The following is a 24,460-nucleotide window of genomic DNA, read 5'->3' on the forward strand; positions in this document are numbered from 1 at the left end:
ATCCCTTGCGAACCCCGACGAGTACACGCTCCGTCGCTAATACTATCCGAATCCCAGTGTATAGCGAGCATGATTGTTTGCTTTACACGTACAAGATTTCAAAGTTGTTTATTGTGACAATTCAGCAACAGTAATTTAGCCCGAGCTCATGTACCGTATTGGCTTCCCCGCCAGGCTCGGCTGTTGTATCAACGCGCTCGGCGAAACCCTGACACGACGAGGATCGGGTGGCTTCATTGCTGAGAACCGTTTGTGGCCGGGCCGCCTGGGTCGGCGCGCTATGGCTGGTCGTGACGGCAGGGTCGGCGCTTGCCGAAGAGCCGAAGTCAACCACATCCGCCGAGACCAAGCCTGCAGAAGGCAATCCATGGGCGCTAAACTGCGCCAGCGGATCGGCCGGCATCGAGCTTCAATGCCAGGTCTCCCAAAACCTTACCGAGGCCAAGACGGGGCAGCGCGTTCTTACCGTTACGGTTCGCCGCGACAACGGCAATGGCAACCTCGCCATGCTGCTGGCCTTGCCGCACGGGCTGTTCCTGCCTTCCGGCGCCTCGTACCAGATCGACCAGGGGCAGAAGACGACCATTGCCATCCAGACCAGCGACCAGAACGGCGCCTATGCCGCGACCCCTTTGTCGGCGGACCTCGTCAAGGCGATGAAATCGGGAACCAACCTGAACATCGGCATGGAGTCGGTGACGCGCAAGCCGGTGACCATTCCGGTCTCGCTTGCCGGATTCACTGCCGCGATCGACAAGCTTCAAGCGTTGAAATAGCCGGCCTATCTCGGCAGATGCGTAAGCATCAGCTTACGTTGTGGACTGGCCGGGCTCACACGTGCTTGCGGCCGCCTGTCTCGCGGAACCAGCTGTCGGGGTAAGGGTACCACCAGTCCTGGATCGCCGGTCTGTGGTCGATGATGACCATCTTGGAGCGTCGGAAGGCGTCGAGTCCCTGGCGTCCCAGCTCGCGGCCAAGGCCTGATGCCTTCCAGCCGCCGAAGGGCAAGGCGTCATTGTCGATCAGCGGGTTGTTGACCCAGACCATGCCGGCCTCGAGCCGCTCGGCCGCCTCATGCGCCTCGGCGAGGTCGGTGGTGAACACCGAGGCGCCGAGGCCGAACGGGCTGTCATTGGCAAGCCGGATCGCCTCGTCGAAATCCTTGACGCGGCAGATCGCGGCGACCGGTCCGAAACACTCTTCGCGCACGATCGCCATATCGGGGGTGACGCCGGTCAGGATCGTTGGCTCGTAGAACCAGCCAGTGTTGTGCGCCGGCGGAATGCGCCCGCCGGCAACGGCTATAGCGCCGTTGCTGATAGCATCATCGACCAGCCGCATCACTTTCGCCCGGGCGGCTTCGCTGACCAGCGGGCCGATCTCGGTCTTGTCCATGCCATTGCCGATGCGCAGCGCCCGCGTCTTCTCGGCGAACAGCTCGACGAAGCGATCGTGAACCGAGTCGACGACAAAGAAGCGTTCGGCCGAGGTGCAGACCTGGCCGGTCAGGTGGAAGGCGGCGGTGACGCTGCCGGCTGCCGCCACGTCGAGCGGCGCGTGCTCGCTGATGATCAGCGGATCGCTGCCGCCGGCTTCGATGACGCAAGGCTTCATGCGCTCGGCGCAGGCGACTGCCACGGCTTTGCCGGCGGCGACCGAGCCGGTGAAGGCGACAGCGTGGATGCGTTCGGAGGCGATCAGCGCCTGCGCGGTGGCGGCCGTGCCAGGCAGGCAGGCGACCAGCCCTTCCGGCAGTGAACGGAACACCGTCATGTAGTCCAGCGTCGACAGCGTCGTCGCTTCGGCCGGCTTGATGACGCAGCCATTGCCGGCGGCAAGCGAGGCCGCGACGGTCCAGCACATCAGCAGGATCGGGAAGTTGTAAGGCATGATGTGCACGGAGACGCCATACGGCTCGTAGCGCGCATACTGGAACGAACCGGCCTGGGTCGTGCCGGCGATCTTGCCGGCATCGTCGCGCGCCATCTCGGCATAGTAGCGGAAGATCGGCGCGCAATTGGCGATCTCGCCGATCGCTTCGGGATAAGGCTTGCCCATCTCGCGGACCATCAGCTCTGCGCAGCGGGTGAAGTCCGCCGCCTCGATGGCGTTGGCGACCGCATGCAGATGCTTTGCCCGGCTCTTGGCATCGAGCTTCTTCCAGGCGGCTTGTGCCGTGGTTGCGGCACACAGCACCGCATCGACCTCACCGTCCGTTGCGGCGGAGATCGAGCCGACGGTCTCCAGCGTCGCCGGATCGATCACCGGTTTTGCCGTGCCGGCCATCGGCCGGTAGTCCGGATTGACGAAGAAGGTCGGCCGGTCAGCGGAGAAATCCATGGTCGTCCTTTCAAGCCCGCTCAGCGGATCATGTAGACCTTCTTGATCGTCTCATGGACGGTGCAGACGCCTTTCCAGTCCTGCGGGAAGAACGCCGCCGTGTCCGGATCGATCTCGATGACCTCGCCCGATTCGTGCACATAGGTGCAGCGGCCCTCGAGGAAGTGGCAGAACTCGTCGCGGGTGACATGGCAGTGCCATTTGCCGGGAGTGCAGACCCACAGGCCGCATTCCGAACGGCCCTCCGGCCCCTTGTAGAGCAGCTTGCCCGAGGTGTGGGACTCGCCCTCGATCATGGTCGGGATGACGCCCCAGTCGACGAGGTCGGTGATGGCAAGCGGGGATTGCATGATGGGCGTGGTCATGGCGATTTCCTTTAAAAAAGTGCTCAGCGGCACATGAAGGCCTTGGTCGGTGTTTGTGTGATGGTGGAGGTGCCGGCCCAGCCGGCGGGGAAGAACACCAGCGTGCCGGCCTCGACCGGGATCTCTTCGCCATTCTCGCGGACATAGGTCCCGCGGCCCGACAGGAAATGGCAGAACTCGTCGGCGGCAAAGGTAACCTTGCGGCTGCCTGGCGTGCACGACCACAGGCCGCATTCGCTTGAGCCGTCCGGGTTCTGCGAGAGGATCCTGCCCGAGGCGCGCGGCGAGCCGGCAAGCGTGTTGCTGCCCCCGCCCCAGTCCTCCAGTTTCACGGTCGAGGCCTTTGGCCAGTGCGGTGTCGGCATATTGGGAAGCTCCGTTGCTGTTCAAGCCAGCATGTAGACGTTGCGCATGGTCTCATGCACGGTGCATTCGCCTGTCCAGCCGGCAGGGAACATGACCACGGTCCCGGCTGCGACTTCTACCACCTCCCCGGCATCCGACCGGTACGTCGCGCGGCCGGCGACGAAATGGCACAATTCGTCGCGCGGAATCGAGAGCCGCCAGCGGCCGGGCGTGCACACCCAGATGCCGGATTCCGGCTGGTTGTTGGGTCCTTTGTGGACAAGCCTGCCGGTCGAGTGCGACGCGCCGTCCAGCGCGTCGGACTGGGCGCCCCAGTCGACGAGGTCGGTGCGGGTGGAGGCTTGGTAGAGATGCGGGGCGGAGGAGGTCACAGCAGCGCCTCCAGCAGCCCGGCTGCCTTCTCAGGCCCGTTCTGGGCCTGCATCTGCGCCGAGGTCTTCGCCAGCCTGATCTTCATCTTGGGGTCAGTCAGGCAGGCTTCGATCCTGCTGATCAGCTGGGCGTCGCTCCAGTCGTAGCGCGGCATGCCGAAGCCGTGGCCGGTTTCCTGGACGCGGGTGGCGTTGTCGTGGCCGTCCCAGACATAGGGCATGATGATGGCCGGCTTGCCGAAATAGAGGCACTCTGTGAACGAGTTGTTGCCGCCATGGTGGATGACCGCATCGACTTGCGGAATGACCGAAGGCTGCGGAAACCAGCTCTCGACGATGACGTTGCCCGGCACATCCGTGTACTGGTCCTTGTAGCCGCCGACATTGACCAGCGCGCGGTAACGGGTCTTGCCCAGTGTTGCGATTATGCGCTTCAACAAATCGACATCGCCGGCGCCGAGGCTGCCGAAGGAGACATAGAGCAGCGGCCCGTCATTGTTCTCGGCGAAGGTCGGCACGGCGTATGGCTTTTCCTGCCGCACGCAGCCTTCGAGATACTGGAATTTCGTCGTATCAAGCGGATGGCGGCGTTTGAACTTTGCCGCTTCGGGATAGAGCAGGAGATTGAGATAGGGCGAGGCCTCGAAGAACTGACCGACCGGGTATGGCGCTTCATTGTTTGCGGTGAGGAAGGCGTTGAAGTCGTCGTGGATGGGCTTGATCACCGCGTTGAAATGATCGCGGTAGCGCTGGTGGCCGACATGGTCGTTCTCGCCGCAGCCCGAGAGATGCGGCGGGATGTCCTCATCCTCGATCTCGTTTTCCGAGCAGGAGATGACGCGCACCCAAGGCTTGCCGAACTGTTTGATGGCCGGAAACAGGATGACATTGTCGACGCAAATGACATCAGGCTTGATGGCGGCCAGGACTCGCGGCAAATCCTTCTGCGCCCATTTGGCGCTGTCGACAATCGCGGTCCAGCAATCCTTCACGTAATTGTCGACCTGATCGTAGGGCGATTTGCGGAAGTTCGGGATGTGGCCGTTGATGAAGTCTTCCCAGAATTTCGCCATCTGCTCGGGCGGCATCGGCTCCGACAGGTTCACCGGATGCGCTTCGAAGCCGTAACCCTTGTAGACATCGACAAAGCCGGGGTCGGACAGGAACACTGCCTTATGGCCGCGCGCCTCGACCGCTTGCGCGATGCCGACCGAATTGAGCGCTGGGCCGTAGGCCGCTTCGGGAAAAAACGCGATCGTCTTCTGCGCCATCAAGCTCTCCTATTCCTGAAAAATTCTGACATCGGCGGCGTCCCAGCCGAGTTCGACCTGGTCGCCCGAGGAGGCCGGCCGGCGGTCGGCGGCATCGGCGGTGACGCGCACCAGGAACGGTTTTGGCGACAAGGGCGTGCGGATATGCAGCTGCAGGTCCAGCCCGTGATAGGCCAGCGCCTCGACCGTGCCGGCGGTGCGGTTGGCGGTCTCGGGTGACGGGAACAGCCGGATGCGCTCGGGTCGCACCGAAGCGACAGCGGAAGCGCCGGGTGTGAGCTTGGCGGGAACCTTGCCGGTGATGCGCGCGCCGTTCGCGGCGATCACGCCATCCGCAGACACCTTGCCCGGTACGAAATTCATCACGCCGATGAAGTCGGCGACGAAACGGTCGGTGGGATGCTCGTAGATCGCGTGCGGCGTGTCGCATTGCAGCAACTGGCCGTCCTTGAGCACCGCCATGCGGTCGGCCATGACGAGTGACTCTTCCTGGTCGTGGGTGACGATGACGAAGGTGATGCCGACTTCGTGCTGCAGGCGCTTCAGCTCCATCTGCATGGCGCCGCGCAGTTTCTTGTCCAGCGCGCCCAGCGGTTCGTCGAGCAGCAGCAACCGAGGCCGTTTGACCAGCGCGCGGGCGAGCGCGACGCGCTGCTTCTGGCCACCCGACAATTGCTCAGGCTTACGGTCGGCGAAGGGGACAAGCTCGGTGGTGGCCAGAATGGCCTCGACGCGGGAACGGATTTCAGCTTTCGGCAAGCGCTCCATCTCCAGCCCGTAGGAGACATTGGCGCGCACGCTCATATGCGGGAACAGCGCGTAGGACTGGAACATCAGATTGACCGGCCGATTGTTGGGCGGGGTCCGGGCGATGTCCTTGCCATCGAGCAGTATGCGGCCGTCGGTTGGCGTCTCGAAGCCGGCCAGCATGCGCAGCAGCGTGGTCTTGCCGCAGCCGGAGGGTCCAAGCAGCGCGAAGAACTCGTTTTCGCGGATGTCGAGCGAGATGCCGTCGACGGCGGTGACCCGGCCGAACTTCTTCGAAACGTTATCAATGGCCAGCAGCGTGCGCGGTTCGCTCATTGGCCGATGATCCCACGGTTGAGCCGCTGCGACAGGGTCAGCGCGGTGATGGATACCGCCATGACGATCGTCGCCAGCGCGTTGATCTCCGGCGTGATGCCGAAGCGGATCATGGCGTAGATCTGCATCGGCAGCGTCGTCGAGGCGCGGCCGGCACCGGCGGTGAAGAAGGCGATGATGAACTCGTCGACCGAGAGCGTGAAGGCAAGCAGAGCGCCGGCGACCACTGCCGGCGCGATGACCGGCAATGTCACACGCCGGAAGGTGGTCAGAGCCGAGGCGCCGAGGTCGGCGGAGGCCTCGACGATCGACCAGTCGAAACTCTTTAGCCTTGCGCGCACCACCGAGCAGACGAAGGCGAGGTTGAAGACGACATGGGCGAGGATGATGGTGTGCAGGCCCATGGTCAGGTTTAGCATGGAGAAGAACGACAGCAGAGCGATCGCCAGGACGATGTCGGGGATGATCATCGGTGCGAAGATCAGCGCCTCGAGACCCCTGCCGTATTGCCGGCGCATCTCGATGCCGATGGCCAGCAGCGTGCCGAGCAGCGTGGCGATGGCCGTGGAGACCAACGCCACGATCAGCGTGTTGAGCGCAGCGGAAAGGATGGCGGAATTGCCGGCCAGCGAGGCATACCATTTCAGCGAAAAGCCCGACCATGCCGTCGGCAATCCGCCTTCGTTGAAGGACAGCGCCACCAGCACGGCGATCGGGATGTAGAGGAAGGCGAAGACGAGGGTGAGGATCGTCCGCATGCCGAGCGTACGGGTGAAGGAATGGGTCATCGCCGGCCTCCGACAATTGGAACGCAAGCGAACGACCAGAGTCCTTCTTCCCGTTCACGGGGAGAAGATGCCGGCAGGCAGACGGGGGGCAGCGTTGAGCGTCGCAAAGGTTGACGCCTCCCCTCATCCGCCCCTTCGGGGCACCTTCTCCCGGTGAACGGGGAGAAAGCAAGAATTGCGCAGCGCTCAGCCATCGGCGTCGCCCCTTGCCTCAGTCGCACGCCCCGCGGCGCGGTCGGCGGCGAGCGCCTGCGCCATCAGCACCAGAAGCATGATGGCGATCAGCGCCATCGCCAATGCCGCGCCAAACGGCCAGTCATTGGCGGTCAGGAACTGGTCGTAGACGAGGTTGCCGATCATCTGGAAGCGGCCGCCGCCAAGCAGCGCCGGGGTGACGAAATTGCCGATCGACAGCACAAAGACGAAGACAGCACCCGCAGCGATGCCGGGCACGGTCAGCGGCAGGATGACACGTCGGAAGGTGGTGGCAGCGGAGGCGCCGAGATCGCGTGAGGCCTCGGCCAGTTCCGGGTTGAGGCGTGACAGCGGCGCGTAGCAGGCGAGGATGACGAAGGGCAGATAGTTGTAGACGAGGCCTGCGATGACCGAGCCTTCGGTATAGAGCATCGAGGGCGGTTCGCCGGTGTAGCCGAACCAGCGCAAGAGCTGGGTGATCAGGCCTTCGCGGTTCAGCAGCACGATCCAGGCATAGGTGCGGATCAGGTAGTTGGACCAGAACGGCAGCACGGCGAAAAACAGGAACACCGGCTGCCACCGGCGCGGGGCGGCCGCGATCGCATAGGCGGCGGCATAGCCGATCACCACCGCGATCAGGGTCGCGGTGCCGGCGATACGCGCCGATTTGAATAAGATGCCGGCATAGAGCGGGTCGAAGACCAACCCGAAATTTTCCAGCGTCAAAGTGTAGTCGATGCCGCCATAGACGCCGCGCCGGAAGAAGGCGAGCGCCAGCACCAGGGCGCATGGGATAACCATCAGCGCGGTCAGCCAGACCAGCGCCGGGGCCATCAGCAGAGAGGAACGAAGTCGGGTCTGGGACAATTTCTCGGGTACCGCTCAGGGCCGGCGGCAGAAGTGCTGCCGGCCGTGAAGTCTGCGCCGCTTACTGCGCGGCCTTGATCTCGCTGACGATCTTGGAATAGTCGCGCTGGGCTTCGCCGACGTCACGCAACTGCTCGAACTTGACGAGATCGGCCACCGGCATCGCCATGTTGGGGAATTTGGCCAGGAAGTCGGCCGGCAGGCTTTCCATCGCCGGCTTGTTCGGCACCTTGTAGTCGATGTTCTGCGCCGCCCAGGCGTGGTTCTTGGCGTCGAGCATGAAGTTGATGAACTTGAAGGCGTCGTCCTTGTGCTCGGACGCCTTCATCACCACCATCGTGTCGACCCACAGGTCCGAACCTTCTTTAGGGATGACGTATTTGATCTCCGGCTTGTCGGCGATGCCGTAATTGCACCAGCCGTCCCAGGCCTGCACCATCAGCGCCTCGCCGGAAACCAGCTTGGAATAGAAGGTGGTGTCGTCATAGGCGAGCAGGGTCTTCTTGGCGGAGATCAAGAGGTCCTTGACCTCGGCCATCTTGGCCGGGTCGGTCTCGTTGACCGAATAGCCCTTGTCGAGCTGCCCGGCGGCCAGCAGCCAGCGATCGGTCGCCAGCATGGTGGTCTTGCCCTTCATCTCGTCGGAAGGGGCGAGCAGGTCGCTCCAGCTCGTGGGCGCCGTCTTGACAAGGTCAGAGCGGTAGCAGAGGCCCGTCGTGCCCCAGGTGTAAGGCACGGAGAAAGCGTTGCCGGCATCGTGCGGCAGCTTGGTCGCTTCGGGATAGAGGTTGGCGAGGTTGGGGATCTTGGCATGGTCGATCGGCTCGGTCAGGCCAAGCTTGTTTAATACTTCGGCGAAGGGCGAGGAGACGAAGACCACGTCATAGCCCTTGCCGCCGGCGGCAATCAGCTTGCCCATGATCTCTTCATTGGTGGCGTGCACCACCACTTCGCCGGCAACGCCGGTGGCGGTCTTGAAAGCGGCCATGGCGTCGGGTGCCATGTACCCATCCCAGTTCGAAATAACGAGGTCGGCTGCGGCGGCCGGCCCCGAGAGCGTCAGGGCGAGACCGAGAGCGATTGAGGATGTATTGAGCGCACGGCGCCGCAGGCTGGTAGCGGTCATGGCAGTCTCCCATTCGGTTTGATCGTCGAAATCATTTGCCGGACCAAGGCCGGCGACGCGCGCGCCTGCCTCGATCCTGTTCCCTCGGTCTTTTCTCGCCGATTGTGCCGACAGTACTATTGCAGAAAAAAGTACGTCAATCCATAATCTGTCAACCGACGGAGGAATTTGGCCGATTGTCCCTGTTCCGGCGATCAGCCAGACCAATGCGCCACATTCGCATTCGAGAAAAGTCATGCAAGCCGTAGCCAGACGACCTCGCACCAACCATCTCGATCTGGCGCAGCGCATCCTGGATGTGGCGCGGCAGCGTGGCTTCGAGCCTGGCGCCCGCCTGCCCGAACAGCAGATCGCCTCGCTGTGCAATGTCTCGCGCACGCCCGTACGCGCGGCACTCGGCCTGCTCGCGGAACGGGGCGTGGCGCGCTGGGAGGCCGACAGCGGTTATCATCTGACGGTCGACCTCGCCGCCCAGCCCGCCATTGCCGCCGAACTACCCAGTGCGGAGGAAGACGAGCTCGCCGAAGCCATCCTGCGCGACCGCTCGGCGCGACGGTTGGACCAGACGGTGACCATCGCGGGGCTGATGCGACGCTACGACGCTGATCGCAAGACGGTACTAAAAGCACTTAACAAACTGACCGACGAGAATCTTCTGGATCGTGCGCCTGGGCAATCCTGGTTGTTTCGCCGCGCGCCGGACGATCCGGAGGCGCAAGGCGAAAGCTACGAGTTCCGCCTGGTGCTAGAGCCGGCGGCCATCCTGACGCCAGGCTTTCGGCTGGACGGGGCGCGGGCAGCAATGTTGCGGCAAGGCATGGAAGCGCTTGCAGCGCTGCCGGACGAGACATTCGACACGCGCGAGTTCCAGCGGCTGGACATGGATTTTCATGGCATGATCGCCGAGGGCTGCGCCAACCGTTTTGTGTCGGATGCATTGGCCGATCATCTCCGCCTGCGCCGGCTGCCGGGCATCTATTCCGGCGTCAACGTGTTTCGGCTGCGGCAATCGTTGCGCGAACACTCGGGCATACTCGACTATCTTGAAAGCCGGCAGTATGAGGTGGCTGCCGATCTGCTTCGCATCCACCTGCGGCTCTCCCGCAGCCAGCGACCGCAAGCAGCCAGCCGCGGAGCTCCCGCACTGTTCGGCATGATCAGCCGGCCGGATTGAAGAGGAATAATTGACGCGTAAAGCCAGCCCGACCATCGCGCTGTTTCCCGAAGCCAGTTTCGGCGCCGCGTTGAATTGCGTCGGTATCGCACAGGCATTGCGCGCACGGGGCGCTCGCCCCGTCTTCATCTGCCATGCCGGCTTCTCCGGCGTCTTTACCGACTATGGCTTCCAGGAATACCATCTGCCGACGGATGAGCCGCTGAGCGACAGCGACCGCCAGAGCTATTGGCAGGCCTTCGTGCGCCGGCACCTGCCGCATTTCCGGCTGAGCCCGATCGACCAGCTCGAGACCTATGTCGCGCCGACCTGGCAAGCGATCGTCGACACCGCCGTCAACGCCGAGGCGCCGCTGCGCCAATTGCTGGCGCGGCTGAAGCCGGACGCGGTGGTGCTCGACAACGTCATCATGTTCCCGGCGATCGCCGCCGCCGGCTGCCCGTGGGTGCGCGTCGTCTCCTGTGCCGAGACGGAACTGCCGGATGCCGAGGTGCCGCCCTATCTCTCGGGGATGGGTGCCGACGACCCGCAACGTGCGGCGTTCGAAGCGCGCTATCTCGCGGCCTCCGCACCCGCGCATGAGTGCTTCAACCGTTTTCGCGCGGATGCCGGCCTGGCGCCGTTGCCCAAGGGCCTGTTCCTCGAGACATCACCCGACCTCAATCTGCTGCTGACGCCAGCGATCGTACGGCGTGAGCGGGCCGAGCCGCTCGACCCCAAACGCTTTGTCTATCTCGAAGGCTGCGTGCGTTCGGAAGGGCCATTCGAGGTGCCGGTGTTTCCGCGCAATGGCGGGCCGCTGGTCTATGTCAGCTTCGGCAGCCTCGGCGCGATGGATGTCGGGCTGATCGAGCGCATGCTCGCCGTCTTCGACAGGCTGCCGGCGCGCTTCATCGTCAATGCCGGCGGCCTGCGCGACGCCTATCGCGCGGTGCCGGACAATGTCTATCTCGACGCTTGGTTTCCGCAGCCTTCGGTGGTGGCGAAGTCGGACCTGTTTATTCATCACGGAGGAAACAACAGTTTTTGCGAGGCGCTGCGCTTCGGCGTGCCGTCGCTGATCATGCCCTATTGCTGGGACGGACATGACAATGCGCAACGCGCGGGAGAGACGGGCGTGGGCGACCATATCGGCCGCGACGCCTGGACCGAAGGGGGATTGGAGAGAGCCATTCTCGGCCTGCTGGCCGACGATGCGATGCGCGCCCGCCTCAGGGACAATGCTGCCAAGATGGCGCTGACCCCTGGAACGGATGTGGCCGCGCAAGCCATACTCTCTCTCTCATAGGTACGTGAACCAAAATGCAGGACAAAAATACCAACACCGCTCTCTTCACCGGCAACGATCCCAAGGCCTGGCTCGCCCAGCACGGCATCACGGAGGTCGAGTGCCTGGTGCCCGACATGAATGGCGTGCTGCGCGGCAAGGCGCTGCCGACAGCAAAATTCCTCAAGGCGCTGGAAGACCGCGCACTCTACCTGCCGAGCAGCGCTTTCCTGGTCAGCATCGATGGCCGCTACTCCGGTTCGATCGACGAAGGCTTTGCCTATCAAGACCCGGATATGCGCATGGTGCCTGATATGTCGACGCTGTGCCTGGCGCCGGGCGGTGGCCCTGGCAAAGCCTATGTCTTCGCCGACGCCTTCCACATGGAAGGCAAGCCCTGGATGGCCTCGCCACGACATGTGCTGCGCGCCGTGCTCGATCTCTACCGGAAGCGCGGTTGGCGCGCGGTGGTGGCGCCGGAAGTCGAATTCTATCTGACCGCGCCCAATCCGAATCCCGACCAGCCGCTGACAGCACCGGTCGGCGCCAATGGCCGCGCCGAGGGTTCGCAGCATCCCTATGACATGGTGGCGCTGGAAGAATTCGAGCCGGTGATAAGGCGCGTCTATGACTATGCCGCGGCCGCCGGTCTGCCGCTCGACACGCTGATCCATGAATCCGGCACCGCGCAGCTGGAGATCAATCTGCTGCATGGCGACGCGGTGCCGCTGGCCGACCAGGTGCTGCTGTTCAAGCGGCTGACGCGCCAGGCGGCGCAGCAGAGCGGCATGCACGCCACCTTCATGGCCAAGCCGATCGCGGCGCAGGCGGGAAGCTCGATGCACCTGCACATGTCCGTCGTCGATGAGAAGACGGGCGCCGCGCTGTTTGCCGACAGAGATGATGCAGACACCGAAATGTTCGGCCATTTCATCGGCGGCCTGCAGAAATATGTGCCCGAGATCATGCCGCTATTCGCACCCAACGTGAACTCGTTCCGCCGCATCCGGCCGAACCACAGCGCACCGGCCAACATCGAATGGTCGCATGACAACCGCTCTTGCGGCCTGCGCGTGCCGGCAGGTGGCCGCGCCGCCCGGCGGGTAGAGAACCGCTTGCCGGGAGCGGATTGCAATCCCTATCTGGCGATCGCCGGTTCGCTGCTTGCCGGCTATCTCGGCGTCGAGCAGAAGCTGGCGCGCTCGGCCGAGGCATCTGGCAATGCCTACAAGATCAAAAGCACGCTGCCGAAAACCATGGAGGAGGCGCTTGATCGTTTCACCGCTTGCGAGCCGGTGCGGGCACTGCTGGGCGAGGATTTCTTCCAGACCTATCTGCGCGTCAAGAGCGTCGAACTCGACCTGTTCCAGAGCGTGGTCACGAGCTGGGAACGCGACCATTTGCTGCTGAAGGTGTGATCATGGCCTCCAGCTCGACGGGTTTCAATTCGGGCCTCGATATCGGCAAATCCTATTATGTCGCCACCGCCAATCCGGCGCCGGACCATCCGGCGCTGGCGGGAGATGTCGACGCCGATTTGGTGGTGGTCGGCGGCGGCTGCACCGGCCTGTCGGCCGCCCTACACGCCGCCGAGCGCGGCCTGAAGGTGGTGCTGCTCGAAGGCGGCAAGATCGGCTGGGGCGCGTCGGGCCGCAATGGCGGCCAGATGATCCCCGGCCTGCGCAAAGGCGCCAAGGGGCTGGTCAAGCTCTACGGCCCCGAGCGGGCGAAGGCGCTGTTCGACCTCGCCTTCGAGGCGCGGGGCCTGGTGCTCGACATCATCGAGCGCCACGCCATCGACTGCGATCTGCGGCTGACCGGCCATCTCGTCGGTGCCGTTAATGGCTCCGACCTCAGGGATCTCGAAGACGAGGCCAAATGCCTCGAGAGCGTGATGAAGTTCCACGACGTCGAGATCCTGTCGGCGGCGCAGGCACGCGGCAAGGTGGACACGCCGTATCATGGCGCCATGTATGAGCCGCTTGGCGGCCATATGCATCCGCTGAACTACACGCTCGGCCTTGCCCGTGCCGCCGTGGCGGCCGGTGTCGTCATCCATGAAAATTCCGTCGCGGTAAAGCTGGAGCGCGAGCCTTCGATCCGGGTCTCGACGGCGCAGGGGTCGGTAAGGGCCAAACATGTCGTGCTGGCCGGCGACGCGTTGCTGCATGGGCTGGAGCCGCGCGTCAACAGCCGCATCATGCCGGTCGGCAACTACATCGTCGCCACCGAACCGCTGGAGGGCAAACACAATGTCATCCCGGCCAATGTCGCGGTGTCCGACACGCGCTTCGTCGTCAACTACTACCGCATGTCGGCGGACGGTCGGCTGCTGTTCGGCGGCGGCGAGCGCTACACGCCATCGCCGCCGGCCGACATTGCCGGCTTCGTGCGGCCGCACATGGAGGCCACCTTCCTGCAATTGAAGGGCTGCCGCATCGATCATGCCTGGGGCGGCCTGGTGTCGGTGACCACGTCGCGGCTGCCGCATGTCGGGCACTATGGCGAGGTCTATTTCGCGCATGGCTATTCCGGCAAGGGCGTCATCCTGTCAACGCTGTCGGGCAAGCTCTTGGCCGAAGCGATTACGGGCGACGCCTCGCGGCTGGACCTGTTCTCGACGCTGACGCCGATGCCGTTCCCGGGCGGTACGGCGCTGCGGGGCCCGCTCTATGTGCTGGGGATGTTGTGGTACGCCATGCGCGACCGCATCAAGCATTGAAGGCTGCGGCCGGCGGGCGCGAAATCATTGGAGGCGATTGCATGCGTGATTTTCAGTCCCCCGGCCGCTCGCCAGTTCGCGCGACAGAAGCGATGGCGGCGACATCGCATCCGCTGGCGACGCTGGCCGCCATCGACATGCTGCGCTCCGGCGGCAATGCCATGGATGCCGCTGTGTGCGCTGCGGCGGTGCAAGGCGTCGTCGAGCCGCAATCGACCGGCATCGGCGGCGACTGTTTTGTGCTCTACAGTCCCAAAGGCGAGGGCGATGTTCTCGCTTTCAACGGCTCGGGGCGTTCGCCCGCTGCGGCAACCGCCGAATGGTATCTGGAGCGGGGGCATTGCGAACTGCCTGCGGCCGGACCGCATGCCGTCACCATACCAGGCGCCATCGATGCATGGTGCCGGCTACTCGAGGACCACGGAAAAAAGGGCATCGACGCCGCGCTGGCGCCAGCCATTCGCTATGCCGAACAAGGCTATGTCGTTCATGATCGCGTCGCCTTCGACTGGGCCGACGAGGTCGCTCTGCTCTCAGCCGATGAACATGCCGCGCGCATATTCCTGCCCGAGGGAAGGGCGCCGCAAGCCGGCGATGTGCATCGGCAGCCGCACTTGGCGGACACCTTGCGCATCATCGCCAACCGAGGCCGTGCAGGGTTTTATGAAGGTGAAGTCGCGGACGATCTGGTGGAACGTCTTCGCGCGCTGGGCGGGCTGCATGCATTGGAGGATTTCGCCGAGACCCAAGGCGACTACGTCACGTCGGTGAATACGTCCTATCGCGGCTACGATATCCATCAGATGCCACCGAACAATCAGGGCATGACGGCGCTGATCATGCTGAATGTGCTTTCGGGCTTCAGCCTTGGTTCGTTGGAGCCGAACAGTGCCCAGCGGCTGCATCTCGAGATCGAAGCCGGCCGGCTTGCCTACCAGGACCGCGATACTTTCATCGGCGACCAGGATTTCGTCCAGGTCCCCGTCGAACAACTGCTGTCGGCAGCTTGTGCGGAGCGGCTGGGCGCCGCCATCGATCCGGCCCTCGCCATGACGCATCTGCCGCGGCTTGAGCTGCCGCGCAGCGACACCGTCTATATCTCCGTGGTCGACCGCGACCGCAATGCAGTCAGCTTCATCAACTCGACCTTCGGTTCCTTCGGCAGCGGCGTCGTCGGTCCCAAGACAGGCGTCGTGCTGCAGAATCGCGGCAGCAGTTTTCGCCTCACGGAAGGCCATCCAAATCGTATCGCGCCGCGAAAGCGACCGATGCACACCATCATGCCTGGCATGGCGACGCGAGGGGGTAAGGTGGTGATGCCGTTCGGGGTGATGGGCGGCGGCTACCAGCCGTTCGGCCATGTCCATCTGTTGACCAACATGATCGATTTCGGGATGGACCCGCAGCAGGCACTGGATGCGCCACGGGTGTTCTACAAGGACAATGCCGTGCTGGCCGAGCGCGGGATTCCGGCTGAGGCGATCGCCGGCCTGCGTCAGCGCGGTCATCAGGTTTCGATCGCCGAGGAGCCGCATGGCGGCGGCCAGCTGGTGCTGATCGATTGGGAAAAGGGCACGCTCACCGGTGCCTCCGATCCTCGCAAGGACGGTTGTGCGCTGGGCTACTGATCTGCGTTGCTGGAATGCGCATTCAGAACCAGATCAGCCAGACAAGCTGCAGGGTTACCAGTGCAATGGCGTCCCAGAAGATGAGTTCGCCTGTCGAGAACCAGCGCCGCGACCGGTTGAAGCTGTAGAACAGCCACCAGACCAAGGCTGCGGCGGCCAGCGGCACCAAAGCGAGCAGCGTGCTCACGGCAGCCGCGCTCCCGACACAGCATCGAATGTGTGCAGCGCTGCCGGCGGAAAGCGTAGATAAAGCGGCTGGCCGGGATCGAAAGCGCGATCGTCATTCACAGTCCTGACGATCAGCGCGTTGGCCTCGCTATTGGCGAAGATCAGCACGTCCGGCTCGACCGGTTCGACGACGTCGACGGCAAACAGGATGGCGTCGCCGGCAGTCGCGTCGACAAGCTGGATCTGCTCCGGGCGAATGCCGAGCACGATGGGACCATCAGGCTTTCCCGGAAGCGGGCAAGTGAAACCGCTGGCGTGGAAGACGCCGGCGCGGACATCGCCATCGAACGTGTTCATCGCTGGACGGCCGATGAATTCGGCGATGAAGCGATTGGCAGGCCGCCGATAGATCTCGCGCGGGTCGTCGTACTGGATCAGTGCGCCTTCGCGCAACACCGCGACCCTGGTCGCCAGCGTCATCGCCTCTTCCTGGTCGTGGGTGACGAAGACGAAGGTCTTTTTCAGCTCGCGATGCAGACGCTTCAGCTCGGTGCGCATGTGGAGCCGCAACAAGGCGTCGAGATTGGACAGCGGCTCGTCCATCAGACAGAGGCTCGGCTGCCAGACGAGTGCGCGGGCCACAGCCACGCGCTGCGCCTGGCCGCCCGACAATTGCGAAGGGCGGCGGTCGAGGTAACGGGTGATTTCGAGCAGCTCGGCCATGGCGCGGACGCAGCGGTCAAGCTCGGCGGCCGGCATCTTTCGGATGCGCAAGGGATAGGCGATGTTCTCGTAGACGCTCTTATGGCTGTAGAGCGCATAGTTCTGGAACACCATGCCCATGCCGCGCAGGCGCGGCGGCAGGTCGGTGACATCGAGGCCCTCGACCATGATGCGCCCGGCGGTCGGCCGCTCCAGCCCGGCGAGCAGCCGGCAGGCTGTCGTCTTGCCGGAACCGGACGGGCCGAGCAGAACCAGGAATTCGCCGGGCTCGAAAGCAAGATCGAGCGCCTGCAGCGCCACCGTCCCGTCCGGGAAGGCCTTGGTGACGCCGTCGAAAACAATTGCCATAAAAGATCCCTTCAACCCTTGACCGCGCCGAAGGTGAGGCCGCGGACGAGCTGTTTCTGGACAAGGAACGTGAAAAGCACGATCGGCAGCGTTGCCACGATCGCGACTGCCGCGACCTGTCCCCAGAGCGTGCCATGCGGCGTCACCAGCCCCGGTATGCCGACGGTCAGCGGCCGCCCGTCGAAAGCGACGAGGATGAAGGCATAGAGGAACTCGTTCCACGACAGGATGAAGCAGAGCACCGCTGTGGCGCCGATGCCGGGTGCGGCCAGCGGCGCGACGACGAAGAAGAATGCGCCGAGCCGCGAGCGGCCGTCCATCATCGCGGCCTCGTCGATCTCCCTGGGGATTTCGGCGAAGAAGCCGCGCATCATCCAGACGACGAGCGACAGGTTGAAGGAGGTGTGGGCGATCACAACGGCGTAGATGGTGTCGATCAGGCCCAGCGAGGTGAAGAACAGGAACAGCGGCACGGCGATTGAGATCGGCGGCGCCATGCGCGTGGTCAGGAAGAAGAAGAACAGGTCTTCCTTGCCGGGAAAATCCGAGCGGGCAAAGCCATAGGCCGCTGGCGCGCCGATGACGATGCAGAGTATGGTCGACGACACCGAGATCAGCACCGAATTGATCGCCAGCGGCCAGTATCCCTTGTCGATGAAGACGGCGGGATAGTTGGCAAGCGTCGGCGAAAAAATCCATTTCGGCACAGAAGACAGAAGATCGACGCGGTTCTTGAACGACGCCAGCACCATCCAGACATAAGGCGTCAGCGCCACCACGACGGCGACGAGCAACACCGCCCAGGCAAAGCTTTTCCAGGCGCGGTTGGTGGACTGATCGATCATCGCAGCGCCCTCAAAACGCCCCCACCTGCTTGCGGCTCGACCAGTAGACGGCCTTGTAGAAGACCGAGCACAGGATCAGCACGACGAGATAGATCATGAAGGCGACCGCGGCGCCGTAGCCGAGGTCCCAGTTACGGAAATTGACGCGGTAGGCGTAGATCGAGACCAGCTCGGTCAGCGTTCCCGGTCCGCCGCCGGTCATCAGGAAAACCTTGTCGAACTCCTTGAAGGCGTCGATGCCGCGCAGCAGCAGCACGAGCGCGATGACCGGCCGCAGCAGCGGCAGCATGACGTTTCGGAAAATCTGGAACGGTTTGGCGCCATCCATCATCGCCGCCTCGAACGGCGCGCGCGGCAGGCTCATCATCCCGGCGAGCATGATCAGGGTGACGAAAGGCGTCCACTGCCAGACATCGATGGCGACGATGGTCGGAAACACCAGGTCGGGTGCCGAAAGCACCGCCGAATTCTGCGCCAGCAGGCCGACCTTGCGCATGTAGAAGGTGAGCATGCCGAAATCGCCCTGCAACAGCAGCCGCCAGATCAGCCCGACGGCGACCGGCGCGATCATCATCGGGATGAGCAGCAGTGTGGTGAGAAGCCGCTGGCTGGCGACGAAGCGGAAGATCAGGAAGGCCAGCGCAAAGCCGAGCAGGAATTCCAGGCCGACGGCGATGATGACGAATTTCAGCGTCAGCAGGAACGATGCCCAGAAGAATGGGTCGTTGCGCATCAGCTTGCGGAAATTGTCGAAACCGACGAAGGCGCCGGCATGGCTGGCGTCGGCGAAGCTGAGGTCGGTCAGCGCGGTGTAGACCATGTAGTAGAACGGGCCGACCAGGAAGACGACGACGAGCAGCGTCGCCGGCAGCATCAAGAGCGGCCCCACCCCACGGTCGAGAAGCGGCATTCCGCGCGGCGATGGAGTGCGGTTCGTCACGGGCGTTTCCTGCGGACAAGAACGGCTACCCGCTTGTGCGGGTAGCCTCTGCGCGACATCTCAAGGCCTATCGTGCCGGATAGGTCATGGGTGCGCAAGAACCGAGCAGTGTCGAGATGTCGGTGGCGGCGGTGTCGAGGGCGGCCTGCGCCTCCTTTTCGCCGGCGAGGTAGGATGACAGTTCGCGCACTAGTATGTCGGTCATCTCGGCCGATTGCGGCAGCGTCGCCTTCGGCACCGCATGCTCGTTGGCCTCCATCGAAGCCTTGGCATAGGGCAGCTTCTGCACCTCGGCGGAGGCATAGACATCTGGCCGACCTGAAGCGCCGCCATTGAGATGCTGTTCGAGCTGGCGGTCATAGCCCATCATCCACTGGACGAAGAGGAAGGCGGCCTGCTGGTTCTTCGAATAGACCGGGATGAGATAGGTCCAGCCCTCGACCTGGCCGATCTTCCCGCCGTCGCCTTGCGGCACGAGATCGAAGCCAACCTTGCCGACCACGGTGGAGGCCGTGGTGTCGACCGACACGGCATAGGTTGCGTCGTTCCACATGATCAGCTCGGCGACCTTGGCTTGCTGCATCAGCGCCATGACATCATCCCAGAAATAGTTGAGGCTGTCCGGCGGCGAGAATTGCAGCAGGCTCTTGTAATATTCGAGCGAGGCGACGGCCTTGGGGCTGTTGACGATGACCGGGCCGCAGGCCGAGCCGCTCTTCACGTCGAGCACGTCGCCGCCGAAGGAATAAAGGAAATTGAGCCACTCATACCACAGTGCCTCATGGCGCTTGCCCTGCAGGGCGGTGCCGTAAAAACCCTGGTCGGGGCGATAGAACCATTCGGCGATATCGCGGTATTGCTTCCAGTCCTTGGCGGGAGCGAGGCCGTAGCCATACTTGCCCTTGAAGCCTGCCTGCTCCTTGGGATCGGCGAGCAGGTCCGAGCGATACCACATGAACATGTTGAGCACTGTGAAGGGGAAGCCGTACTCCTTGCCGTCATACCAGGAGATTTCGTGCCAGGCGGTCTGGTAGAGCTGCTTCTCCGGCTCGAAGCTCGGATCGCGCAAAGCCGGGTCGGCCATCATCTTGGCGATTTCGACCAGATGGTTGTTGGTGGCGAACTTGCCGAGTTCGCGATGCGGCTGGATGATGACGTCGTAGCGGCCGCGGTGCGAGTTGAGATCGAGCTGCACCTTGTTGACGGCTTCCGAGTGCTCGTACATCTCGACTTCGACATGGATGCCGGTCTGTTTTTCAAACTCCGGCGCCATCTTCTTCAGCGCTTCGAGCGGCGGCAGCGCCTCGCCGACCATGCGGATGGTCTGGCCGCTATAGGGTTTCGACGCCTCTTTCAGATCCCACGCGTCCGCTTGTGTCACTTGCCACGTCAGGGGCCACACAAATACGACTGCGACGAGCAGTCTGGACGCGGTACGTCTCAGCGGCTTGAGCATTCTTCCCTCTCCCTAGAAGTCGTGCCTGGCGGGCCGGCGCCCGTTTTGTCATAAAATGTGTGGTACTGCAAATCAAAATGTGGCACCTTGCAACAAATGGTTGGGAGGTGTTAACAGACCGGCAGCAAACCGGCTTTCCCGACCAGGCGAGGGACCTTTCGGATGGACTTCATCTTCATGCTGACGCGCAACGATCGCACGGTCGAGGACTGTCTCGACCTGGTCGATTTGATTGAGCCGGTCGGCCTGAAGCATGTCGGCTTCAAGGATATTGGCGTCGCGCCGGATGTGCTGCGCAAGCTCGCTGTCGCCATTGGCCGGACAGGCGCCACCACTTACATGGAAGTTGTCTCGACGACGGCTGAGGCCTGCCTTAATTCCGCGCGCATCGCCAGGGATCTCGGCATCCAGCGCCTGCTCGGTGGTACCCAGGTCGACGAGATCATGGCGTTGCTGGAGGGGAGCGGCACCGAATACTACCCTTTTCCCGGGCGGCCGGTCGGCCATCCGACCAAGCTCGGCGGTTCGGCCGAGGATGTCGAGGCCGACTGCCGGGCCTTCGCCGAGAAGGGTTGTGCGGGATGCGACATCCTCGCCTATCGCGCCACCGAGGCCGACCCGGCCGAACTGGTGCGCGCAGCCCGGCGCGGGCTTGGTCCGTCGCGGCATCTGATCGTCGCCGGCGCTGTGGCATCAGCCGATCGGATCAAGGCAATCAAGCTGGCCGGCGCCAACGCTTTTACCATTGGCACAGCGGTTTTCGATGGCTCCTATTCGCCGACGAAAGGTTCTATCCTCTCGCAACTGCGGGATGTCCTCGCGGATTGCGAGCGTGTCTAATGCCAGTCATCGGCATCGATCTCGGCACACAAAGCCTAAAGGCGATCGTTGTCGATGACGAATTGCGGCTGCGTGGCGAGGCCGCTGTGTTGTACCAGCCGGCCTTCCCGGCGCCCGGCTGGGCCGAACAGAACCCGGCGCTGTGGCTGGCGGCGCTCAAGCCGGCCATTGCCGGCGCGCTCGACAAGGCTGGGCTTGCGCCGTCCGACATCAAGGGTATTGCCATTGCCGGCCAGCTCGACGGCTGCGTCGCGGTCGATGGCAATGGTGAGGCGCTGGCTCCGTGCATCATCTGGATGGACCGGCGGGCGGCAGGAGAGATCGCCGGCATCGATCCGGACTTCATCCGCGAGCGCACCGGTCTTGTCCTCGATGCCACGCATATGGCGGCGAAAATCCGCTGGGCAGCGCGCAACCTGCCCGAAGCGCGCCGGGTGGCGCTCTGGCATCAACCGGTATCGTTCGTGGTCGCGGCGCTGTGCGGTCGTGCCGTCATCGATCACGCGCTGGCCTCGACAACCATGCTCTATGGACTGAAGGAGCACAACTATGCCGGCGATCTGCTGGCCGCCTTCGACATCGATGCAGATAAATTGCCCGGCATCGACGATGCATCTGAGATCGCCGGCGCCTTGACGCACGCCGGCGCCGAGCTCACCGGTCTGCCTGTGAGCACGCCGCTGGCGGTCGGCACCGGCGATGATTTTTCGGCCGCCATAGGCGCCGGGGTCGTCGTGCCCGGTGTCGTCGCCTGCAATCTCGGCACGGCCGAAGTGGTCGGCGCGGTGTCCGGCACGCTTCGCCTCGACCCCGGCGGCCTGGTGGAGACCCATGGCTTTCTCGGCGACGGCTATTTCATCTCCAATCCCGGATGGCTCTCGGGCGGCGCGGTGACGTGGTTTCTAACAACCTTCGGCGTCGATTCGCCGGCGGCGATGTCGGAACTGGCGGCGACGGTGGTTGCCGGCAGCGACGATTTGCTGTTCCTGCCGGCCTTGTCCGGTGCCATGGCGCCGCGCTGGATCGCCGAAGCGCGTGCCGCTTTCTACGGCCTGACATCCTTCCACGGCAAAGCGGCCTGCGCTCGCGCAGTGCTGGAAGGCTGCGCCTTCGCCATGCGCGACGTTGTCGACCGGCTGGACGAGCTCGGCATAACAACCGGGCGCATCCGGCTCTCAGGCGGTGGCGCGCGCAGCCGGGTGTGGGGGCAAATCCGGGCCGATGTCAGCGGCAGGCCGGTCGAGATCGCGGATGCGGCCGATGCCTCGCCGATCGGTGCGGCAATCCTTGCCGCCGCGGCCGTCGGCCTTACCTCCTCAGTGCAGCAGGCGGCTGAAAGGCTGGCCGGCCACGTCGAGACGATCGACCCTGATCCTTCCGCCAAGGCCGCCTACGACAGAAGTTACCGCCGGTATCGCACCTTGTTCGATGCCCTGACCCCGCTTCATGCTGACTGACCGGACTGCATCCTATGTCCAGACAAATGCTCGATCGCCTTATTGCCGGCACGCTGCCTGACCCGGACAGCCAGGGAATGCTGTCGGTGCCGCTGAAGACCATCGTCATAGGGCGCGGTCTCGGCGACGAGGCCGATGCGCTGGTCAAGCCGCTGCCGCTCGGCCGCAAGCTCGCCGTGGTCATGGATCCCGACACAGGGCTGGCGCTGGGTGAGAGGGTGTCGATCGCACTGCGTGGCAGCAGCGATGTCGACAAGATCATCCTGCCGCGCCATCCGCATCCGGACATGGACGCGGTGCGATCGGTGATCGCACGCACGAAAGACGCCAGCGGCCTAGTCGCGGTCGGATCTGGCTCGATCAACGACATCACCAAATATGCTGCCCATCTCACCCAAAAACCTTATGCGGTGTTCGGCACCGCGCCATCGATGAACGGCTACACCTCGGTGTCGGCGGCAATCACCGAGGACGGCCTCAAGAAATCGCTGACGGCCAGCCTGCCGGTCGGCGTCTTCCTCGATCTCGATGTCATGGCGCGGGCGCCGCACCGGCTGATCGCTGCCGGCTTCGGCGATTCGATGGCGCGGCCGACCGCGCAGACCGATTGGCTGATGGCGCATCTGTTGCTCGGCACGCCCTACAGGCAGGCGCCGTTCATGCTTCTGGCCGAGGACGAGAAGGCGCTCATCGCCAATGCCGGCGAACTCGGGACCGGCGACCTTGAGGCGATGGAAGTGCTGGTGCGCACGCTGGTCATGTCCGGTCTCGGCATGACGCTGTGCGGCGGCTCTTATCCGGCCAGCCAGGGCGAACATCTGATCGCCCACTATATCGACATGCGGGGCCAGGGATTGCCTGAGGCGCATCACGGCGAACACATAGCGGTGACGACGTTGACGATGGCGCGGCTGCAGGAGCGCGTGCTGGCACTGCCGGAGCTGCAGCTCGCGCCGTCCGCGGATACGCCAGAACGCTTCATCGAGATCTTCGGCGAAACGCTCGGACGTTCCTGCTGGGCGGCATTCAAGCCCAAGCTGCTGGACCGCGAACGGGCAAACGCCATCAACACCATGCTGGCCAAGCAATGGCGCTCGCATCGTGAAAGGCTGGTGCGGGTGGCACGCCCGGCGCGCGAGATCGCGGCAGCACTGCGCGCCGCCGGCGCGCCGACCACGCCGCAGGAGGTTGCCATACCGGCTGGCTTCTACGACGAGGCGGTCGCCAATGCCCGGCTGATCCGCGACAGGTTCACCATGCTCGACGTCGCGGCTGCCTCGCTCGAAACGGTTGCGGCGGGAGCCTGAGCGGGTGCTGCGTCCGCTTGCCGACTTCACCGCGCTGGACCGGCGCAACATCGCCGTCGTTCTGACCGATATCGACGACACCTTGACCGACAAGGGACGGCTGCCGGCAAAAGCCTATGCGGCGCTCGAGCGGCTGAAGCAGGCCGGCTTTCTTGTCGCGCCGGTGACCGGCCGCCCTGCCGGCTGGTGCGACCTGATCGCGCGGCAATGGCCGGTCGATGGCGTGATCGGCGAGAACGGCGCCTTCTATTTCCGCTATGACGACGCCAAAAAGCGGATTGTTCGCCACTACGCCAAGAGCGCTGCCGAACGGCAGGCCGATGCCGCGCGCCTCAAGGAGATCGAGCAAACCGTTCTGCGCGAAGTTCCGGGTGCGGCGGTCGCGGCCGACCAGGCCTATCGCGAGGCCGATCTGGCGATCGATTTTTGCGAGGACGTGGCGCCGCTGCCCAAAACCGAGGTTCTGAAGATCGTCGGCATCTTCCAGCGCTACGGCGCGACGGCGAAAATCTCGTCCATCCACGTCAATGGCTGGTTCGGCAAATACGACAAACTGTCGACAAGCCGGCTATTCTTGCGGGACTGTTTCGGTATAGATATCGACCACGACAAGGACAGCATTGTCTTCGTCGGCGATAGTCCAAACGATGCACCAATGTTCGGCTTCTTCCCCAACAGCGTCGGCGTCGCTAATGTGCTGGACTTCGCCGGCGAGCTTCCGGCGTCTCCCGCCTTCGTCACAAGCGGTCGCGGCGCGGAGGGATTTGCCGAGCTTGGCGACGCGCTGATTGCTGCAAAGGGAATGGAATAGTC

The 24,460-nt window shown here is 63.9% G+C and carries 24 protein-coding genes; 10 read left to right on the forward strand and 14 right to left on the reverse strand.

Annotation, left to right across the window (positions count from 1 at the left end):
• The first annotated feature begins 236 nt into the window (after positions 1–236).
• A complete protein-coding gene (locus ACYG9R_RS15190) occupies positions 237–776 on the forward strand; it encodes an invasion associated locus B family protein (RefSeq protein WP_023672953.1) in 540 nt (179 codons plus the stop codon).
• A gap of 55 nt (positions 777–831) precedes the next feature.
• On the opposite strand, the gene ACYG9R_RS15195 is transcribed toward ACYG9R_RS15190, so the two are convergent.
• The 9 genes from ACYG9R_RS15195 to ACYG9R_RS15235 all read right to left on the reverse strand — a co-directional run bounded on the left by ACYG9R_RS15195 (position 832) and on the right by ACYG9R_RS15235 (position 8,772).
• Positions 832–2,340, reverse strand: a complete 1,509-nt coding sequence (locus tag ACYG9R_RS15195; RefSeq protein WP_023824670.1) for an aldehyde dehydrogenase family protein — start codon at positions 2,338–2,340, stop codon at positions 832–834.
• A 20-nt stretch (positions 2,341–2,360) separates the two neighbouring features.
• Positions 2,361–2,705 (reverse strand): cupin domain-containing protein, encoded by a 345-nt coding sequence (locus ACYG9R_RS15200; RefSeq protein ID WP_023824669.1) that lies wholly within the window; start codon positions 2,703–2,705, stop codon positions 2,361–2,363.
• 23 nt (positions 2,706–2,728) lie between these two features.
• Positions 2,729–3,070, reverse strand: a complete 342-nt coding sequence (locus ACYG9R_RS15205; protein WP_023824668.1) for a cupin domain-containing protein — start codon at positions 3,068–3,070, stop codon at positions 2,729–2,731.
• 21 nt (positions 3,071–3,091) lie between these two features.
• Positions 3,092–3,442, reverse strand: coding sequence for a cupin domain-containing protein (locus ACYG9R_RS15210; protein ID WP_023672949.1), 351 nt, complete (start codon positions 3,440–3,442; stop codon positions 3,092–3,094).
• Positions 3,439–4,713 (reverse strand): glycosyltransferase, encoded by a 1,275-nt coding sequence (locus ACYG9R_RS15215; RefSeq protein ID WP_023824667.1) that lies wholly within the window; start codon positions 4,711–4,713, stop codon positions 3,439–3,441. The genes ACYG9R_RS15210 and ACYG9R_RS15215 overlap by 4 nt, the downstream gene beginning before the upstream one ends.
• A 9-nt stretch (positions 4,714–4,722) precedes the next feature.
• Positions 4,723–5,796 carry an ABC transporter ATP-binding protein gene (locus ACYG9R_RS15220; RefSeq protein WP_023824666.1) on the reverse strand — a complete coding sequence of 358 codons (1,074 nt, stop codon included), beginning with the start codon at positions 5,794–5,796 and terminating at the stop codon, positions 4,723–4,725.
• Positions 5,793–6,584, reverse strand: coding sequence for an ABC transporter permease (locus ACYG9R_RS15225; RefSeq protein WP_023707562.1), 792 nt, complete (start codon positions 6,582–6,584; stop codon positions 5,793–5,795). The genes ACYG9R_RS15220 and ACYG9R_RS15225 overlap by 4 nt, the downstream gene beginning before the upstream one ends.
• Positions 6,585–6,770: 186 nt before the next feature.
• Positions 6,771–7,613, reverse strand: a complete 843-nt coding sequence (locus ACYG9R_RS15230) for an ABC transporter permease (RefSeq protein WP_023824665.1) — start codon at positions 7,611–7,613, stop codon at positions 6,771–6,773.
• Positions 7,614–7,707: 94 nt separating this feature from the next.
• Complete coding sequence (locus ACYG9R_RS15235; protein WP_023698839.1) at positions 7,708–8,772, reverse strand: polyamine ABC transporter substrate-binding protein; 1,065 nt, start codon at positions 8,770–8,772, stop codon at positions 7,708–7,710.
• Positions 8,773–9,007: 235 nt separating this feature from the next.
• On the opposite strand from ACYG9R_RS15235, the gene ACYG9R_RS15240 reads away from it, so the two are divergent.
• Genes ACYG9R_RS15240 through ggt form a run of 5 tightly spaced genes read left to right on the forward strand, consistent with a single transcriptional unit; the run spans position 9,008 to position 15,563 of the window.
• Positions 9,008–9,946 (forward strand): GntR family transcriptional regulator, encoded by a 939-nt coding sequence (locus ACYG9R_RS15240; protein ID WP_023824664.1) that lies wholly within the window; start codon positions 9,008–9,010, stop codon positions 9,944–9,946.
• Positions 9,947–9,956: 10 nt separating this feature from the next.
• Positions 9,957–11,234, forward strand: a complete 1,278-nt coding sequence (locus ACYG9R_RS15245; protein WP_023824663.1) for a glycosyltransferase — start codon at positions 9,957–9,959, stop codon at positions 11,232–11,234.
• 14 nt (positions 11,235–11,248) lie between these two features.
• The gene (locus ACYG9R_RS15250) at positions 11,249–12,631 is read left to right on the forward strand and encodes a glutamine synthetase family protein (RefSeq protein ID WP_023824662.1); all 1,383 of its coding nucleotides are present in this window, start codon (positions 11,249–11,251) and stop codon (positions 12,629–12,631) included.
• Between the two features lie 2 nt (positions 12,632–12,633).
• Entirely contained in the window at positions 12,634–13,935 is a 1,302-nt protein-coding gene (locus tag ACYG9R_RS15255) for an NAD(P)/FAD-dependent oxidoreductase (RefSeq protein WP_031199672.1), read from the forward strand.
• Between the two features lie 41 nt (positions 13,936–13,976).
• The gene (gene ggt, locus ACYG9R_RS15260) at positions 13,977–15,563 is read left to right on the forward strand and encodes a gamma-glutamyltransferase (protein ID WP_023824660.1); all 1,587 of its coding nucleotides are present in this window, start codon (positions 13,977–13,979) and stop codon (positions 15,561–15,563) included.
• 22 nt (positions 15,564–15,585) lie between these two features.
• Here ggt and ACYG9R_RS15265 read toward each other — a convergent pair whose 3' ends face one another.
• The 5 genes from ACYG9R_RS15265 to ACYG9R_RS15285 all read right to left on the reverse strand — a co-directional run bounded on the left by ACYG9R_RS15265 (position 15,586) and on the right by ACYG9R_RS15285 (position 19,968).
• Positions 15,586–15,750: a hypothetical protein gene (locus ACYG9R_RS15265; protein WP_023701459.1), complete on the reverse strand. Its 165-nt coding sequence runs from the start codon at positions 15,748–15,750 to the stop codon at positions 15,586–15,588.
• Entirely contained in the window at positions 15,747–16,802 is a 1,056-nt protein-coding gene (locus tag ACYG9R_RS15270; protein WP_023685718.1) for an ABC transporter ATP-binding protein, read from the reverse strand. Before ACYG9R_RS15270 ends, ACYG9R_RS15265 begins: the two co-directional genes overlap by 4 nt.
• Positions 16,803–16,813: 11 nt before the next feature.
• Positions 16,814–17,647, reverse strand: a complete 834-nt coding sequence (locus ACYG9R_RS15275; RefSeq protein WP_023686650.1) for a carbohydrate ABC transporter permease — start codon at positions 17,645–17,647, stop codon at positions 16,814–16,816.
• A gap of 10 nt (positions 17,648–17,657) precedes the next feature.
• On the reverse strand, positions 17,658–18,587 hold the full coding sequence (locus tag ACYG9R_RS15280; protein ID WP_155923309.1) for a carbohydrate ABC transporter permease: 930 nt from the start codon (positions 18,585–18,587) through the stop codon (positions 17,658–17,660).
• A 67-nt stretch (positions 18,588–18,654) separates the two neighbouring features.
• Positions 18,655–19,968, reverse strand: a complete 1,314-nt coding sequence (locus ACYG9R_RS15285) for an ABC transporter substrate-binding protein (RefSeq protein ID WP_023824659.1) — start codon at positions 19,966–19,968, stop codon at positions 18,655–18,657.
• A 237-nt stretch (positions 19,969–20,205) separates the two neighbouring features.
• Between ACYG9R_RS15285 and ACYG9R_RS15290 the strand changes: the two genes are divergently transcribed.
• From ACYG9R_RS15290 to ACYG9R_RS15305, 4 genes are read left to right on the forward strand one after another with little or no spacing between them, the layout of a single operon-like run.
• A complete protein-coding gene (locus ACYG9R_RS15290) occupies positions 20,206–20,883 on the forward strand; it encodes a beta/alpha barrel domain-containing protein (protein WP_023672934.1) in 678 nt (225 codons plus the stop codon).
• Positions 20,883–22,340: a xylulokinase gene (locus ACYG9R_RS15295; protein ID WP_023824658.1), complete on the forward strand. Its 1,458-nt coding sequence runs from the start codon at positions 20,883–20,885 to the stop codon at positions 22,338–22,340. The genes ACYG9R_RS15290 and ACYG9R_RS15295 overlap by 1 nt, the downstream gene beginning before the upstream one ends.
• A 14-nt stretch (positions 22,341–22,354) precedes the next feature.
• Entirely contained in the window at positions 22,355–23,647 is a 1,293-nt protein-coding gene (locus tag ACYG9R_RS15300) for an iron-containing alcohol dehydrogenase (protein WP_081726918.1), read from the forward strand.
• 7 nt (positions 23,648–23,654) lie between these two features.
• Positions 23,655–24,458 (forward strand): HAD-IIB family hydrolase, encoded by an 804-nt coding sequence (locus ACYG9R_RS15305; RefSeq protein ID WP_023824656.1) that lies wholly within the window; start codon positions 23,655–23,657, stop codon positions 24,456–24,458.
• Positions 24,459–24,460 lie beyond the last annotated feature (2 nt).

Source organism: Mesorhizobium sp. RSR565B, assembly GCF_054719465.1.